The sequence below is a fragment of the Aeromonas sp. HMWF016 genome (assembly GCF_963878195.1).
Lineage (GTDB): Bacteria > Pseudomonadota > Gammaproteobacteria > Enterobacterales > Aeromonadaceae > Aeromonas > Aeromonas lacus.
Genome location: NZ_CAWNWX010000037.1, coordinates 78780 through 94316 on the forward strand (window position 1 = coordinate 78780; position 15537 = coordinate 94316).

A 15537-nucleotide genomic window follows, 5' to 3' on the forward strand; every position below is an offset into this window, starting at 1 on the left:
CCGCCTATGGTAAACGGACTCGCCCCCGAGGGGGAGAGTCCTGAGGTGGAAAATTATCAGCTGAGACGAAATTGTCCCAATAATTGCTGCAATTTGTCGGCTGCCTGGCGCAGGGCCTGGCTGGCTTTGGCCGTTTCGGTCGCATCCTGAGCGATGTCGTTGGCCAGTGCGTTGGTTTTTGACAGGTTGCCGGAGACCGTCTCGGAGACCGAGCTCTGCTCTTCGGCGGCTGAGGCTATCTGGTAGGTCATGTCGTTGATGGTGGAGATGGCCTTGTAGATGCTGCCAAGCGCCTCCTCCGCCAGATCCGCTTCCCCCACCGCCTGATGGGTCAGCTGCTGGCTCTGGTTGATGGCGTTGACCGCGTTGGTCGAGCTGTGGCGGATCTTCTCGATCAGCTCCTGAGTATTCTGTACCGCCTGCTGGGTGTTGCCCGCCAGTTTGCGCACCTCGTCGGCGACTACCGCGAAACCGCGTCCCTGCTCACCGGCCCGCGCTGCCTCGATGGCGGCGTTGAGGGCAAGCAGGTTGGTCTGATCGGCAATCCCCTGAATGACGGTGAGGATGCTGGTGATCTGCTCGCTGTCGTGGGCCAGTCCTTCCACCACTTCGGCCCCTTTACCGGCTTCTGCCGCGACCTTGTGCATCGACTGGATCACCTGCTGGAAGCGCTCCTTGCCCTGATCGGCGGCGCTTTGCGCCTGTTTGGCCGAGTCGGCGGTGTTGTTGGCGTGGGTAGCGACCTCCTGACTGACGTAGGACATCTCCTGCACTGCGGTCAGCATCTGCTCCATCTCGGCCTGATGATGCTGCAGGTTGGTGTCGGTCTGGCCGGCGATGCGGTCGGTATCGCCGGCATGGCGATTCACTTCGCTGGCCGTTTTCAGCACATCTCCGAGCAGCCCCTGCAGCTTGTCGATAAAGCGGTTGATCCCCTTGGCCAGATCCCCCAGCTCGTCCACCGAGCGGGTGTTGAGGCGCTTGGTGAGGTCCCCCTCGCCATCGGCAATGTCATCCACCAGGCTGACCATCTGGCGGATGGGGCCGGTGATGCTGCGGGCGATCATCAGCATGGTGACCAGCGCCAGCACCAGCACGACAAAGGCGCCGACCAGCTGTTGGGTCACGGCGGTGCGGTTCATCTCGCCCAGCTGGTTCTCCAGCTGATCGGCTCCTGCCAGTACCACCTGATAGGGCAGGGTGACGATGATGGCCCAGTTGCGGCTCATGCCCGGCACCATGATGGGCACCGAGATGCGAAACGAGTTGTTCAGCTCCTGACGCTGCAGTTCCGGCTTCAGATACTGCTGCCACTGGCTACCCAGCACCTTCTCGGCGCTGCTGCCAAGCAGGCTTGCATCGCCGCTGGTGCCGGTGATGACGCCAGCGGCGCTGACGATCAGGGTTTCCCCCTTGCCGTCATAGATGTTGCTGTTGAGGGACTGGGCCTGACGGCTGATGGAGTCCACCGCCAGATCGAGCGCGGCAATCCCCCTAAACTGGCCATCCACCATGATAGGGGTGGTGATGGTGCTCACCAGCACCTGCTGACCGTTGATATCCACCTTGAAGGGATCGATGAGGCAGGAGCGCCCCTCCCGTTTCGGGCAGGCGTAGTAGTCGTTGGCCGGGTTGCCGAAGCTGTCGGTCTCGCTCTTCTCGATGGAGAGCAGCAGGTCGGTGCCGACCTTGTCCTTGTCGCGATAGAAGTAGGGGACAAAGCGCCCCTTGCTGTCGCTACCGAGGGCGGTCTGGCCAGCAAAGCTGGCATCCTGACTGTCGAAGCCGTTGGGTTCGAAACCGGCGAAGGCGCCGTAGAGCTGGGGCTCAAGGGCGAGCTGGGCCTTGAGCAGGTCGGTGGCCTGCTGACGATCGAGCGGCAGCTTGCCCTGCTGTTGCTGGGCGAAGACGCTGGCCATCTGCTGGGTGTAGGAGAGCCCTTTTTGCAACAGCTGGGTGATGGTGGCCGCTTCGGCGCGGGCGTTGGCACTGACCTTCTGCCATGCCTCCTGCTGCAGGGCTGCGCGGCTGGAGCTGATGGTCAGCTTCTGGGTCTGTTGACCGGAGTACTGGTTGAGCAGGATCAGGATGACCAGGGCTGTCGTCATGGCGATCCCGGCCATGACCAGTATTCGGGTCTGGATTGAACGGAACTGCATCGTCTCTTCCTTGTTCTTGTTGCGTGGGGCGTTGAGAGTTGTCTGGATATCGGCAGGAGGAGGCAGCTCTCCAGCGCTATGCATAGCAAATCGGAAATGGGGATTCTGTTCTGCGATCCCCTTCAAAGATCAGGGGGGTAGGGGGGCGTTGCGCAAATTTAACCCGCTACTTTGCCCTTTGCGGCTTCATGGTTTTCCCATCCGTGATTGTCGGTGCTAAAATGCGACGGTTTTTTTAACGAATTGGCCCAAGGCCCTCTACACAAGGCTTAAAGATGAAAGTCAAAACCCGTTTTGCTCCCAGCCCGACCGGCTTTTTGCATGTCGGCGGTGCCCGTACCGCACTCTATTCCTGGTTGTTTGCAAAGAACCAGGGCGGTGAGTTTGTGCTGCGTATTGAGGATACCGACCTGGAACGTTCCACTCAGGAGGCGATCGACGCCATCATTGAGGGCATGGAATGGCTGGAGCTGAACTGGGATGAGGGCCCCTACTACCAGACCAAGCGCTTCGATCGCTACAACGCGCTGATTGACGAGATGCTGGCCGATGGCCGTGCCTACAAGTGCTACTGCTCCAAAGAGCGCCTGGAAGCGCTGCGTGAAGGCCAGATGGCCAACGGCGAGAAGCCCCGTTATGACGGCAAGTGCCGCGACCACGCCCACGATCACCCGGCCGATGCGCCGCACGTTATTCGCTTCCGCAACCCGACCGAAGGTTCCGTGGTGTTCGATGACCACGTCCGTGGCCGCATCGAGTTCGCCAACACCGAGCTGGACGATCTGATCATCCGCCGTACCGATGGCGCCCCGACCTACAACTTCTGCGTTGTAGTCGATGACTGGGATATGGAGATCACCCACGTGGTGCGTGGTGAAGACCACATCAACAACACCCCGCGCCAGATCAACATCTACAAGGCGCTGAACGCGCCGGTGCCGGAGTTTGCCCACGTCTCCATGATCCTGGGTGACGACGGTGCCAAGCTCTCCAAGCGTCACGGTGCAGTTTCCGTGATGCAGTACCGCGACGACGGCTACCTGCCGGAAGCGCTGCTGAACTATCTGGTGCGTCTGGGCTGGTCCCACGGCGATCAGGAGATCTTCACCCTGGACGAGATGATCAAGCTGTTCAGCCTGGATGCCATCTCCAAGTCTGCTTCTGCCTTCAACACCGACAAGCTGCTGTGGTTGAACAACCACTACATGCGCAGCCTGGATCCGGCTTATGTGGCCAAGCATCTGGCATGGCACATGGAAAACCAGAAGATCGACACCAGCAATGGCCCGGCGCTGGCCGACGTGGTCACCCTGCTGGCCGAGCGCTGCAACACTCTGGTCGAGATGGCCGCCCAGAGCCGCTACCTGTTCGAAGAGTACGAAGCGATCGACGAAGCTGCCGCCAAGAAGCATTTGCGCGGTGTTGCTGCCGAGCCGCTGGCACTGGCCAAGGCCAAGCTGGCTGCACTGGATAGCTGGACCACCGAAGCGCTGCACGAGCTGATTGAAGCCACCGCCGCCGAGCTGGGTCAGGGCATGGGCAAGGTTGGTATGCCGCTGCGCGTGGCCGTCACCGGTCTGGGTCAATCCCCCGGCATCGATGCTGTGATGGCGCTGGTCGGCAAGGAGCGCGTACTGGCGCGTATCGACCGCGCACTGGCTTACATCGAAGCCCGCATGGCTGCCGAGTAAGTTCTGCCGATGTGGCAGGCGAGGGGATAACCCTGCTCTGCCACATGCTGAATAGAAAAAATCCGAAACCACTGGTTTCGGATTTTTTTATGGTCAGTGCACAGGCCGATAGCAAATCGGGGATAAAAAAATGCCAGTCAGCTGACTGGCATTTTTGTTGGCGAAAGCCTGACTTAGTGGCCGTCTACCCAGAAGAACTTGAGGACGAACAGCAGGGCTACCAACAGCACGCAGGGGTTGATTTCGCGCCAGCGACCGGTGCCCGCCTTCATCACGCAGTAGGAGATAAAGCCCACGGCGATCCCCTCGGTGATGGAGAAGCTGAACGGCATCATCACCGCAGTCATGAAGGCTGGTACCGCTTCGGTCAGATCTTCCCACTTCACCCGGGTCAGCTCGGAGCACATCAGCACACCCACATAGATGAGGGCGCCAGCGGCGGCATAGGCCGGCACCATGGCGGCGACCGGAGAGAAGAAGATCGCCAGCAGGAACAGGATGCCGACCACGATGGCGGTCAGACCGGTACGGCCGCCGACAGCAACGCCGGAGCTGCTCTCGATAAAGGCGGTGACCGAGGAGGTGCCCATAAAGGCGCCGCCGACCGAGCTCACGCTATCCACCAGCAGTGCCTGCTTCATGCGCGGGAAGTGCCCTTTGTCATCGGCCAGCTTGGCGCGGTTGGTGACGCCGATCAGGGTGCCGGAGGAGTCGAACAGGTTGACCAGCATAAAGGAGAAGATGATCCCGGCGAGGCTGATGTCGAGCGAGCCCATCAGATCCAGCTGGCCGAACACCGGCTCGATGCTGGGGGGCATGGAGACGAAACCCTTGAAGGTGACATCGCCAAATAGCCAGCCCAGCGCCGTAGTGACCACGATGGCAATCAGCACGGCAGAGTGGACGCCGCGGGCGGAGAAGATACAGATCAGGAAGAAGCCGAGCAGACCCAGCAGGCAGGGCAGGGAGGTGAGGTTGCCCACGGTCACCATAGTCGCGGGGCTGGCCACGACGATCCCGGCGTTGTGTAGGCCGAGCAGGGCGATCAGCAGACCGATACCGGCGGTGATGCCGACCCGCAGGGTGAGCGGAATGTTACCGATCAGCCAGTAGCGCACCCGCAGCAGAGTGAGGATCAACAGACCCATGGCGCCCCAGAAGATGGTGCCCATACCCACTTGCCAGGAGTAGCCCATACCGGCCACTACCACGAAGGCGAAGAAGGCGTTGAGGCCCATGGCGGGGGCCAGCGCGATGGGCAGGTTGGCCAAGAGGCCCATCAGGATACTGCCGATACCGGCGATGAGGCAGGTGGTGACAAAGACTGCCTGGGTGTCCATGCCTGCCGCAGAGAGGATCTGCGGGTTGACGAAGACGATATAGACCATGGTCAGGAAGGTGGTGATGCCGGCGATCAGTTCGGTGCGGGCGTTGGTGCCATGGCCCTTCAGGGCAAACAGACGCTCAAGCAATCCTTGCCCGGCAGCCTGTGTGGGGGCCTGTTGTGGTTGATTCATGTTGGATTCCAATAGGTGACGTGAAATAAGCAGCAGGCGAGCGGGCTCCCATCCGTGCGGGAGTGATGGCCCTGTTTCTGGTGGAGAAGTAACCAGACTCGTCCTGATACCGTGACAGCGCGCACATTTTTACACAGGCGACGCCGTTTACAAACCCCGGATCTGCGAAGCGGATCAATGAATGGAGTAAAAGATCAAACGTTTGCTTTTTCGCCAACAAAAAAGGTTCTCGTCGGAGAACCTTTTTGGCGCAGAGAGGACAGAGATCAGAGAGTTTTGAAGTAGCGCTCCACCAGCTGGGCCAGCACCGAATCGAGCTGATCCTGCACTTCCCCCAGTTCGCGGCCGAAGCGGCGCAGAAAGAGGCTGGCCTGCTCCTCGCTCAGCTTGAGATCGTTGAGAAAGAACTCCTGCTCCGGCAGCTTCTTGTCGTAACGGGGGATCAGCACCCAGCTCACCAGCTCCGGCTCGACCGCTTCGAAGATCTTGGCGGCGGCAACGCAGAAGGTTTCGATGTGTTCCTTGCCATCCGGCCCGAGACAGCCAGGTTCAACCCGGATCTGGATGGTCAGTTTTTTGGTCATTTCAGTACATCCATGCAATGTTATCCGTCTTGGATTGTAAGCCAAAAGGCAACAGAAAGGGGAGCCGGAGCTCCCCTTGTGACGCTGGTCGCAGCTGCGATGGTACGGCTTGTGCCGACCGACCGCTTACTTGGCGATGCGCTTGTACTTGGCGCGGTGCGGCTGGATGGCCTCGGCGCCGTAGGTCTTCTTCTTCCACTCTTCGTATTCGGTAAAGTTACCTTCGAAGAACTCGATCTTGCCCTCATCCTGATAGTCCAGGATGTGAGTGGCGATACGGTCGAGGAACCAGCGGTCGTGGGAGATGACCATGGCACAACCCGGGAACTCCAGCAGGGCGTTCTCGAGGGCGCGCAGGGTTTCGATATCCAGATCGTTGGTCGGTTCATCCAGCAGCAGCACGTTGCCGCCGGTCTGCAGCAGCTTGGCCAGATGCAGACGACCGCGCTCACCACCGGAGAGTTCGCCAACCCGCTTCTGCTGGTCGGAACCCTTGAAGTTGAAGCGGCCGATATAGGCGCGGCTCGGGAACTCGTAGTTGCCGATACGCAGGATATCCTGACCGTCAGCGACCTCTTCGAATACCGTTTTCTTGTCATCCATGCTGTCGCGGAACTGATCGACAGAGGCCAGCACCACGGTTTCACCTAGCGTGATGGCGCCGGAATCCGGCTGCTCCTGACCCGACATCATGCGGAACAGGGTCGACTTACCGGCCCCGTTCGGGCCGATGATGCCGACGATGGCACCCTTCGGAATGGCAAACGACAGATCGTCGATCAGCACCCGATCACCGTAGGATTTGCGCAGGTTGGCCACTTCCACCACCTTGTCGCCGAGGCGCGGTCCGGGCGGAATGAACAGCTCGTTGGTCTCGTTGCGCTTCTGGTAGTCGTTGGTGTTGAGCTCTTCGAAGCGAGCCATACGTGCCTTGGACTTGGCCTGACGCCCTTTCGGGTTTTGACGAACCCACTCCAGCTCTTTCTCGATGGACTTGCGACGGGCCGCTTCGGAACTTGCTTCCTGCGCCAGACGGGCGTCCTTCTGCTCCAGCCAGGAGGAGTAGTTGCCTTCCCACGGGATACCTTCGCCGCGGTCCAGCTCCAGGATCCAGCCCGCCACGTTGTCGAGGAAGTAACGGTCGTGGGTGATGGCCACTACAGTGCCTTCGTAGTCGTGCAGGAAGCGCTCCAGCCAGGCCACGGATTCCGCATCCAGGTGGTTGGTCGGTTCGTCCAGCAGCAGCATGTCCGGCTTTTCCAGCAGCAGACGGCACAGTGCTACACGGCGGCGCTCACCACCGGAGAGGTGCTTGATCTTGGCATCCCAGGCCGGCAGGCGCAGGGCATCGGCCGCGCGCTCCAGCTGGTTTTCCATGTTGTGGCCGCCCTGAGCCTGGATGATGGCCTCCAGCTCGCCCTGTTCGCGGGCCAGCTTGTCAAAGTCGGCATCCGGGTCGGCGTAGGCCGCATAGACCTCGTCGAGACGAGCCATGGCGCGCTTCACCTCGCCAACGGCCTCTTCGACCGCTTCGCGTACGGTCTGCTCCGGATCCAGCTTCGGCTCCTGCGGCAGGTAGCCAATCTTGATGCCGGGCTGCGGACGGGCTTCCCCTTCGATCTCGGTGTCGATGCCCGCCATGATGCGCAGCAGGGTCGATTTACCGGCGCCGTTCAGACCCAGCACGCCGATCTTGGCGCCCGGGAAGAAGCTCAAGGAGATGTTCTTGAGAATATGACGCTTGGGCGGCACTACCTTGCCGACCCGGTTCATGGTGTAAATAAATTGAGCCATTGGCTAATTCTCTTCCTTTTCAGCAGGTTAATGTCTTTGCATTAACAGACTGATGTCGTGGTGGGGCCAGGTCGACACGCCGTCAACCGGGTTCCAAAAAACCCGTCGATTGTAAACCAACGGACGAGGGGGGGCAAAGGCGGCACCCGGCTATGTCCCCCCTTTGCCGCTGCGGTCACGTCTTGCTGCATCAACCGTGCAATTTGGGCATGATGTGGGCTGCCGTTTTGTCCCGGAGCCGTCATGAACCCATCCCCTCAAGCCCCCTCACTGGCTACCTTTCTGTGTGCAATGGGATTGGACGCCACCCTGAGCGAAGCCCTCTGCCAGCGCTTGCCACGGCAGACGCTGCGCGCCGGTCAGGCGCTGTTGGCGCAAGGGGACAAACAGGAGGCTGCCTTCTATATCGAAACGGGCATCGCCCGTGCCTGCCATTACACCCGGGACGGGCAGGAGCGCTGCAAGGAGTTTTACTTCGAAGGGGAGCTATGTCTGCTCTATGACAGCTGGCTCACCGGGTCGCCAGCGCGCTACCAGCTGGAAGCGCTGACGGAGCTGCAGGTGGTGCGGGTGCCAATCGCCCTGCTGGATGAGCCCGTCTGGCAGCCGGTCAGCATGGCCCTGCTGCGCCAGCAGCTCGGTTACAAGGAGCGCAAGGAGGCGTTTTTGCTGCTCCACTCCCCCGAAGAGCGTTATCGGGAGCTCTGCCACACCTTCCCCCACTGGCCTGCGCGGCTCACTCAGGTGCAGCTCGCTAACTACATCGGCATCAGCCCGGTCACCCTGTCACGGATCCGCCGCCGCATTAACACGGGTTAATGCCGCCCACCAGCCATCCCCTCATGCTGCGCCATCTAAACGAAGGATGAAGGGGGGATGATGTCGCTGTTTCTGTGGTCGCAACTGGTGGTGAGCCTGGCCTTGCTGCTCGATCTGTTGTCGTTTCAGCTGCGGGATCGCCGCAGGATCCTGGCCTGTCTGGCCCTCTCTTGCGCGCTCAATGCCGGTCACTTTGCCCTGCTCGGGCAGTGGTCGGCCGCCAGCCTGTTGCTGCTGGCCAGCGTGCGCTTTCTGGTGAGCATCTGGCTGGTTCGCCGCATCTTGATGTGGTTTTTCATGGGGTTGGCCTGTGCGGCTGCGCTGGCGACCTATCAGGGCGTACTCTCATTGAGCGGGCTGCTGGCGAGCTTGCTGCAAACTAGGGCCGCGTTTTGCCCGGATGATCGCCAACTGCGGCGCTGGATGCTGCTCGGTACCCTCTGCTGGCTGGTCAACAACCTGCTGGTGGGCTCTCCGGTCGCTGCGCTGATGGAGGGGCTGTTTCTGGTTAGCAATCTGGTGGGGTACTACCGCCACTATGGCTTCTGCTATTGGCAACGTGGTCGCCATCACCGTGGCCACTGCAAGGTGAGGGGGCCGTCTTCCGATCGGGCGAGTCCCTGATTTCCTGCTCAGGGCTGCTTGTGGCCAGCGAAGTAGAGTACCCGTTTAACATACTCCCGGGTCTCGTCATAGGGCGGTATACCGCCATAGCGCTCTACCGCCTTCTCACCTGCGTTGTAGGCTGCCGAGATCCGTACCCAGTCGCCATCGAAACGGCGATCCAGCCACTTGAGATAACTGACACCACCCTTGATGTTCTGTGCCGGATCAAAGGGTTGAGTGACACCAAAGCGTTGCTGGGTTTCGGGGATCAGCTGCATTACCCCCTGCGCATTCTTGGCGGAGACGGCGCGGCTTTCGAGGTTGGATTCGGCAATGGCAATGGCCAGTACCAGCCGCACATCGACCTGATGGCGCTTGGCGGCGTGGCGCAGCATGGTGGCCAGCTTCTGTTTGCCCGGTGACTGGCGTGCCAGATAGGCCTCGACATTGAACGGTGTGCTGGGCAGGGCAAAATAACTCCCTTGTCCGCCGCGCATGCCGACACCGCACTGATCGCCCATGGGGGCATTGCCGATCCGCGGATTGTAGTAGCGGCTGGCCTGCTGGTTGCCAAGGCGCATCGCCATGGCGAGATAGCTGTTGGCCATTTTCGCGCTGCGCACCGAGGCGGGGCCGGTGGCGAGCAGACGCCCGATCCGGAAGTAACCTTCGGGATTGCCGGTGCTGGCGGCTACGCAGTAGAGGGCAATCGCCTTTTGCAGATTGCCGCTGTGCTGGGCTGCCTGCCCCTGTCTGAGCGCTGTCATTGCCCTGGGGGCTTGTCTGAAATCCCTGCCCTGTGCCGTCTGCGGAATGCCCGCCAGTAGCGACGACAAAAAAAGCAGCAAAAACAGTCCGTTTTCGCTGATCTTCCCCATCGTTTATCTCCTGCTTGAGTAGAGAAGATATAGAGGAACATGGCTGCCATCGCCATGAAACCAGTGGATCCTGTTGTTATAGCGGGGGGATTTCAGAGAGCAAAATGGTATGGAACTAACGGCATTGCGAGAGTTTCATACCATTTTTCATCGGGTTAGAAGTCGTGGTGATACTCCTGCTCATCCAGGTCGGCGGGAGGAAGCGCGCGATAGAGGCTGCCAATTTCGCTGACAACCCAGAGCGAAAGCAAGATTAGCATGCTGATAAGGGGAAGCAGGGTGTGGTTCTGGGTCAGGGCATAGGCCGCGATGGCGGCGCCAATCAGGAGAAGGGTTCGGATCATGAGGTGGCTCCTTGTCGTCATGGGGACGTTGCGTGGCCACGGACAGAGCGCCTGGGGTCGGGAGTGTCTCCCGGGTGGCACGAAGCGAAGTGATTATATCGCGTCATGCTGCTGCCGGTCCGTGGTGTCATCACACTTTCCATAGTCATGGGTTTCGTATCGAGTTGGGCCCCGCCACATGCGGGGCCTGTGGTTGTGTAACGGTTAGAAGAAACCGCCGTTGTTATCGTCACTGTCGGTCCAGCCGCCACTCTGGCTATCGTCGTCGAGAAAATTGCCGCCATCATCGGGAGGTGAATCCCAGCCATCCCAGCGTACCGGTTCCGCATCGACCGGATTGGCGATGGGCGCTGGCTCTATGATGTCGATGATCTCCTCGGGCCGGTTGCTGTGAAACAGTCCGCCGATCATGTCGGCCAGCATGACACCGCCGGCAACCCCGGCTGCGGTTTGCAGGGCGCCGCCGAGAAAGGAGCTGGTGCGGGAAGTGGGTTGGGCAGGCGCTGTTGCCGGTGGCGGCGTGAAGCGCGGGGGTGGAGTGCTCTCGCCACCAAACAGGCCGGAGAGAAAACTGCCGCCGCTCGAACTGCTCTGGCTGGCCTCCAGCTCCTTGATCCGCTCGTTGAGGCGGGTAAGGGCAGCCTGCTGGATCAGCAGCGCCTGGGTCATGTAGTAGGGGGCATCGGGCTGCTCTGCCAGATGCTGGCGGATCAGTTGCTCCGCTTGTTGGTCTCGCTTGCTATCCCTGGCTTGCGCTTGCTTGAGGCGGTCGAACAGTCCATCGATCAGACCCTGTTCCTGTTGTTGCATCTCAAATCCTCGCTATGGTGCGCAGACAGTGCGTTCAGCCATCCTAAAACGCGTGGCAAGCCAGTGGTACCGGATTAACTCATCGGCGACCAAGTGCTGCGACTCGGCAATTTCACGTGCCGGGTTGGTAGTAGTCGAGATACCAGCGCACGAACGCGGCGACTCCCTCCTTGATGGAGGTGGCGGGGCGCAGGCCGGTGAGGGTGTGGAGGGGCTCGCTGTCGGCCCAGGTGGCGTGCATGTCGCCCGCCTGCATCGGTAGCATCCGCTTGATGGCGGGTTTGCCGAGGGCCTCTTCCAGCGCCTCGATAAAATCGAGCAGCCGCACCGGCTGACCATGACCGATGTTGAGGATGCGGTAGGGCGCTGCGCTCTCGGCCGGGCTCTGCTCGCTGGCGTGCCAATCGGGATTGGGGCGGGGCGGCTGATCGGCCACGGCGAGGATCCCCTCGACGATGTCGTCGATAAAGGTGAAGTCGCGGCTGAGATCGCCGTGGTTATACACATCGATAGGCTCACCCGCGAGGATGGCGCGGGTGAATTTGATGATGGCCATGTCGGGCCGACCCCAGGGGCCGTAGACGGTGAAAAAGCGCAGCCCTGTGGTGGGCAGGCCATAGAGCGCGGAATAGGCGTGAGCCATCAGCTCGCCGCTCTTCTTGGTGGCGGCGTAGAGGGAGACCGGGTGATCCACCGGCTGCTCGGTGGTGAAGGGCATCTGGTCGGTCAGACCATAGACCGAGCTGGAGGAGGCGTAGAGCAGATGCTGGATGCCGTGCTGGCGGCACCCCTCCAGCACCGTCAGCATGCCGGTGAGGTTGCTGTCGGCGTAGGCAAACGGGTTTTCCAGCGAGTAGCGCACTCCCGCCTGAGCGCCCAGATGGATCACCCGCTCGAAACCATGACGGGCAAAGAGAGCCGCCATCGCTTCGCGATCCGCCAGATCGACCCGCTCGAAGTGAAAATGGGGGAAGCCAGCCAACTGTGCCAGCCGCGCCTTTTTCAGACTCACCTCGTAGTAGTCGTTGAGGTTGTCGATGCCCACCACCCGATGACCTGCTGCGCAGAGCCGGCTGGCCACGTGAAAACCAATAAAACCGGCGGCCCCGGTCACCAGCCAGTTCATGGTTGCACCTGCGCCAGAGGGAGGTGCGGCCGGCCGATGGCGTAGTAGCAAAAGCCCTGCTGGTGCAGGCGAACCGGATCGTAGAGGTTGCGCCCGTCGATGATGACGGGGTTGGCGAGCAGGCTCTTCATCCGGGCAAAGTCGGGGACGCGGAAGGATTGCCACTCGGTACAGATGAGCAGGGCATCGGCACCCTCCAGCGCCTCTTCCTGTGTGGCGCAGAGCCGCAGGTCGGGCCGCTCGCCGTAAAGTTCACGGGCGCGGGCCATCGCCTTGGGATCAAACGCCTGCACCCTGCCACCAGCGGCCCAGATAGCGGCCAGCAGCGGGCGGCTCGGCGCTTCGCGCATGTCGTCGGTGCCGGGTTTGAACGCCAGCCCCCACAGGGCAAACGTGCGGCCGCGCAGATCCTGGCCGAAGTGACTCAGCAGCCGCTCGGCCATCTTCTGTTGCTGGCGCTGGTTGACCTGCTCGACCGCGGCCAAAAGTGGGGTATCGCAGTCGACGCGGCGGGCGGTGTGCAGCAGGGACTGGATATCCTTGGGGAAGCAGGAGCCGCCATAGCCGCAGCCCGGGTAGAGGAAGTGGTAACCGATGCGGGGATCGGCCCCCATCCCCTGACGCACCGCCTCGATATCGGCCCCCAGCTCTTCGGCGAGCGCCGCCATCTCGTTCATAAAGGAGATGCGGGTGGCCAACATGGCGTTGGCGGCGTACTTGGTGAGCTCGGCACTGCGCAGATCCATCACCACGATCCGGTCGTGGCTGCGGTTGAAGGGGGCGTAGAGGGCGCGCAACTGCTCCAGCGCCGCCTCGCTGTCGCAGCCGATGATGATGCGATCCGGCCGCATGCAGTCGCTGACTGCCGCTCCCTCCTTGAGAAACTCGGGGTTGGCGGCCACGTCGCACTCAAGAGCCACACCACGCTCGGCCAGCTGCGCCTGAATGTGCTGCCGCACCTGCTGCGCCGTGCCGACCGGCACAGTGCTCTTGGTCACCACCAGCTTGGGGCGGCTCATCAGCCGGCCTATGGTATCGGCCACCGCCAGCACATGTTGCAGATCGGCAGAGCCATCCTCATCTGCGGGTGTGCCTACTGCGATCAGCAGCAGGTCGGCGTGCTCAACTCCGACTGCCGGATCGGCAGAGAAGTACAGACGACCGCTGGCCAGATGGCTCTCGACCAGCGGGGCCAGCCCCGGTTCGTAGAAGGGAATTTGGCCCTGCCGAAGCGAAGCGATCCGCGCCTCATCCACATCGATGCAGCAGATCTGATGGCCCACCTCGGCCAGAACGGCGGCCTGGACCAGCCCGACATAGCCTGTGCCAAAAATGGTGACCTTCATGGAAAACGCCTCTTGCTACGGATGGGATGCGGGGTATCAGAGGGCGGCATGCTGCATCTTGGTGCAGAGAGTGTCAATGCCGGATGACAGGCACCAGAATGGGGCGTGCAGCCCCCTTGTTGTGATCATTTTCACAAAAAATAGACTGGGCCTCATAACGAAGCCCTGCCGACAGGGCTCGCAGCCTGCCGAATAGGGCAGGCGACAGACACTCTCTCTTTACTTCGCTTGGATACAGGTTATGGACAACACCTCGACTCGTACTGCGCATCCCGTCTATGAGGATGTGCTGGCCCTGCTGACCGCGGCAGGCTTTGTTTCACTCGGTATCTTCCTGTTTCATCAGGTGGGCCTGCTCACCGGGGGCACCGCCGGGCTGGCGCTGCTGTTGCAACAGGTGACGGGCATCAGCTTTGGCCTGCTCTTCTTCGGTATCAATCTGCCCTTCTATGCGCTCGCCTGGCTCAGAATGGGACCTCGCTTTACCCTCAATACCTTCGTCTCGGTGGCGGCAGTCTCCTACATGACCGATCACCTCAACGGTGTGTTGCAGATCGGCAAGATTGAGCCCCTCTATGCGGCGCTGATCGGCGGCACCCTGATAGGTATGGGGCTGCTTATCATGTTTCGCCACAAGTCGAGTCTGGGGGGCTTCAACATTCTGGCGCTCTTTATTCAGGATCGCTTTGGCATCCGGGCAGGCAAGCTGCAGATGGGGCTCGATTGCGCCATCGTCATCGCCTCGTTCTTCGTGGTGCAGCCCTGGATTCTGGCCCTCTCCATCGTGGCGGCGGTTATCTGTAATCTGGTGTTGACACTTAACCACAAGCCGGGGCGTTACCAGATCGCCTGATCGAGGCTCGCCCGTCAGGGATAGAGAGTCTGCCGCGCACCACTTGTCAGCGGTGCCGGCAGCTGCCAGCGTGCCCTGATTTGCTCGAATTTCCCCTTCCGCTCCAGCTTGTCCAGAATCTGGTCAAAGGCGGCCAGCTGCGCCTCGTTCATCCTCGTTTTGTTGAAGCCCACCTGATAGTTGGCCTGATGGGTTATCTGCAGGGGTCGGATATCCTGATGGCTGCCGCTCGCCAGGTGGTAACGGGCCACATCCACATTGGAGAAATAGAGCTGGTAGCGGCTGCTTCGTGTCAGCTTTTGCAGGCTGCGGATCGAGTCCGTGGTATTGAGCCGGATATGGAGTGGCACATTTCCCTGCTGCTGCAAGCGGCGATCCAGCTCCTCCAGTAGATACTGGCTGAACGAGTTGCGGGTGACCCCGACGATGGCGCCAGAGAGCGTCTCGCGGGTCAGTGCCGGTTCAGGGGATTCGGAGTGGACGAAAAATCCCCAGCTGGCGGCGCCGAGGGGGTGGGAAAAACGCAGGCTTTGCTCCCGTTCCGGACTTCGGGCGAGCGGAAACATGCCGTCCAGCTCGCCCACCTCCAATAGCTTTCGTGCCCTGAGGTTGGGGAGCTGGGTGATGGTGCAGCCGTCAGGCCACTCATGACAGACGGCATCGACCATCTCCACATAGGCACCGACCAGATGCTTGCTCTGGTCTGTGAAGCTGTAGGGGGGAAACTCCTGTACCGCCAGCTGGAGCGGTCTGGCATGGGGGGCGAGGCTGACAAGCAGAGCGAGAAGAGCGAACGGGTGGCGCATCGTGGAGCCCCGGGTTGCTGTGACTTGCCTTGAGTATGACGGGGATCCCGGCGCCGTGTGGCGGGGCCGGGATCTCGCCGGCCTGTCAGCCTTGTTCCGGTTCGGGTGTCGCCAGAGGCAGATGGCACGCCACCAGATGACTGCTCTCATCCTTCCCTTCGAGGGTTGGCGCCACGTTTTTGCAGTGCTCCGTGGCATGGGGGC

General features: G+C 61.2%; 14 protein-coding genes. 4 read left to right on the plus strand and 10 right to left on the minus strand.

Features of this window, described 5'->3' with window-relative positions:
• Positions 1-56: 56 nt before the first annotated feature.
• Entirely contained in the window at positions 57-2159 is a 2103-nt protein-coding gene (locus tag AACS24_RS05680; RefSeq protein ID WP_181364322.1) for a methyl-accepting chemotaxis protein, read from the minus strand.
• A gap of 275 nt (positions 2160-2434) precedes the next feature.
• Between AACS24_RS05680 and gltX the strand changes: the two genes are divergently transcribed.
• Positions 2435-3850, plus strand: coding sequence for a glutamate--tRNA ligase (gltX, locus tag AACS24_RS05685; protein WP_108572634.1), 1416 nt, complete (start codon positions 2435-2437; stop codon positions 3848-3850).
• Positions 3851-4023: 173 nt separating this feature from the next.
• Here gltX and AACS24_RS05690 read toward each other — a convergent pair whose 3' ends face one another.
• From AACS24_RS05690 to ettA, 3 genes are all read right to left on the minus strand, one after another.
• Positions 4024-5367: an NCS2 family permease gene (locus AACS24_RS05690; protein WP_108572635.1), complete on the minus strand. Its 1344-nt coding sequence runs from the start codon at positions 5365-5367 to the stop codon at positions 4024-4026.
• Positions 5368-5633: 266 nt separating this feature from the next.
• Complete coding sequence (locus AACS24_RS05695; protein ID WP_005349395.1) at positions 5634-5951, minus strand: hypothetical protein; 318 nt, start codon at positions 5949-5951, stop codon at positions 5634-5636.
• A gap of 126 nt (positions 5952-6077) precedes the next feature.
• Positions 6078-7745, minus strand: a complete 1668-nt coding sequence (gene ettA / locus AACS24_RS05700; RefSeq protein ID WP_005358378.1) for an energy-dependent translational throttle protein EttA — start codon at positions 7743-7745, stop codon at positions 6078-6080.
• Positions 7746-7988: 243 nt separating this feature from the next.
• Here ettA and AACS24_RS05705 point away from each other — a divergent pair, with 243 nt between their 5' ends.
• Positions 7989-8564 carry a Crp/Fnr family transcriptional regulator gene (locus AACS24_RS05705; protein ID WP_108572636.1) on the plus strand — a complete coding sequence of 192 codons (576 nt, stop codon included), beginning with the start codon at positions 7989-7991 and terminating at the stop codon, positions 8562-8564.
• A 57-nt stretch (positions 8565-8621) separates the two neighbouring features.
• The gene (locus tag AACS24_RS05710) at positions 8622-9188 is read left to right on the plus strand and encodes a YgjV family protein (RefSeq protein WP_181364323.1); all 567 of its coding nucleotides are present in this window, start codon (positions 8622-8624) and stop codon (positions 9186-9188) included.
• A gap of 8 nt (positions 9189-9196) precedes the next feature.
• On the opposite strand, the gene AACS24_RS05715 is transcribed toward AACS24_RS05710, so the two are convergent.
• The 5 genes from AACS24_RS05715 to AACS24_RS05735 form a co-directional block, all read right to left on the minus strand.
• Positions 9197-10048 (minus strand): lytic transglycosylase domain-containing protein, encoded by an 852-nt coding sequence (locus tag AACS24_RS05715; RefSeq protein ID WP_108572637.1) that lies wholly within the window; start codon positions 10046-10048, stop codon positions 9197-9199.
• A gap of 155 nt (positions 10049-10203) precedes the next feature.
• Positions 10204-10392: a hypothetical protein gene (locus tag AACS24_RS05720; RefSeq protein WP_108572638.1), complete on the minus strand. Its 189-nt coding sequence runs from the start codon at positions 10390-10392 to the stop codon at positions 10204-10206.
• A 204-nt stretch (positions 10393-10596) separates the two neighbouring features.
• Positions 10597-11202 carry a DUF2076 domain-containing protein gene (locus AACS24_RS05725; protein WP_108572639.1) on the minus strand — a complete coding sequence of 202 codons (606 nt, stop codon included), beginning with the start codon at positions 11200-11202 and terminating at the stop codon, positions 10597-10599.
• A gap of 112 nt (positions 11203-11314) precedes the next feature.
• Positions 11315-12328: an NAD-dependent epimerase gene (locus tag AACS24_RS05730; RefSeq protein ID WP_108572640.1), complete on the minus strand. Its 1014-nt coding sequence runs from the start codon at positions 12326-12328 to the stop codon at positions 11315-11317.
• Positions 12325-13674: a UDP-glucose dehydrogenase family protein gene (locus AACS24_RS05735; protein WP_108572641.1), complete on the minus strand. Its 1350-nt coding sequence runs from the start codon at positions 13672-13674 to the stop codon at positions 12325-12327. The genes AACS24_RS05730 and AACS24_RS05735 overlap by 4 nt, the downstream gene beginning before the upstream one ends.
• A gap of 241 nt (positions 13675-13915) precedes the next feature.
• Here AACS24_RS05735 and AACS24_RS05740 point away from each other — a divergent pair, with 241 nt between their 5' ends.
• The gene (locus tag AACS24_RS05740; RefSeq protein WP_042031690.1) at positions 13916-14527 is read left to right on the plus strand and encodes a YitT family protein; all 612 of its coding nucleotides are present in this window, start codon (positions 13916-13918) and stop codon (positions 14525-14527) included.
• 14 nt (positions 14528-14541) lie between these two features.
• Here AACS24_RS05740 and AACS24_RS05745 read toward each other — a convergent pair whose 3' ends face one another.
• Positions 14542-15333, minus strand: coding sequence for a substrate-binding periplasmic protein (locus tag AACS24_RS05745; protein WP_108572643.1), 792 nt, complete (start codon positions 15331-15333; stop codon positions 14542-14544).
• Positions 15334-15537 lie beyond the last annotated feature (204 nt).

Bases quoted from the DNA above. Each gene is read 5' to 3' on its own strand.
- AACS24_RS05680 (WP_181364322.1), bottom strand. From the start codon at position 2,159: ATGCAGTTCCGTTCAATCCAGACCCGAATACTGGTCATGGCCGGGATC.
- gltX (WP_108572634.1), top strand. From the start codon at position 2,435: ATGAAAGTCAAAACCCGTTTTGCTCCCAGCCCGACCGGCTTTTTGCAT.
- AACS24_RS05690 (WP_108572635.1), bottom strand. From the start codon at position 5,367: ATGAATCAACCACAACAGGCCCCCACACAGGCTGCCGGGCAAGGATTG.
- AACS24_RS05695 (WP_005349395.1), bottom strand. From the start codon at position 5,951: ATGACCAAAAAACTGACCATCCAGATCCGGGTTGAACCTGGCTGTCTC.
- ettA (WP_005358378.1), bottom strand. From the start codon at position 7,745: ATGGCTCAATTTATTTACACCATGAACCGGGTCGGCAAGGTAGTGCCG.
- AACS24_RS05705 (WP_108572636.1), top strand. From the start codon at position 7,989: ATGAACCCATCCCCTCAAGCCCCCTCACTGGCTACCTTTCTGTGTGCA.
- AACS24_RS05710 (WP_181364323.1), top strand. From the start codon at position 8,622: ATGATGTCGCTGTTTCTGTGGTCGCAACTGGTGGTGAGCCTGGCCTTG.
- AACS24_RS05715 (WP_108572637.1), bottom strand. From the start codon at position 10,048: ATGGGGAAGATCAGCGAAAACGGACTGTTTTTGCTGCTTTTTTTGTCG.
- AACS24_RS05720 (WP_108572638.1), bottom strand. From the start codon at position 10,392: ATGATCCGAACCCTTCTCCTGATTGGCGCCGCCATCGCGGCCTATGCC.
- AACS24_RS05725 (WP_108572639.1), bottom strand. From the start codon at position 11,202: ATGCAACAACAGGAACAGGGTCTGATCGATGGACTGTTCGACCGCCTC.
- AACS24_RS05730 (WP_108572640.1), bottom strand. From the start codon at position 12,328: ATGAACTGGCTGGTGACCGGGGCCGCCGGTTTTATTGGTTTTCACGTG.
- AACS24_RS05735 (WP_108572641.1), bottom strand. From the start codon at position 13,674: ATGAAGGTCACCATTTTTGGCACAGGCTATGTCGGGCTGGTCCAGGCC.
- AACS24_RS05740 (WP_042031690.1), top strand. From the start codon at position 13,916: ATGGACAACACCTCGACTCGTACTGCGCATCCCGTCTATGAGGATGTG.
- AACS24_RS05745 (WP_108572643.1), bottom strand. From the start codon at position 15,333: ATGCGCCACCCGTTCGCTCTTCTCGCTCTGCTTGTCAGCCTCGCCCCC.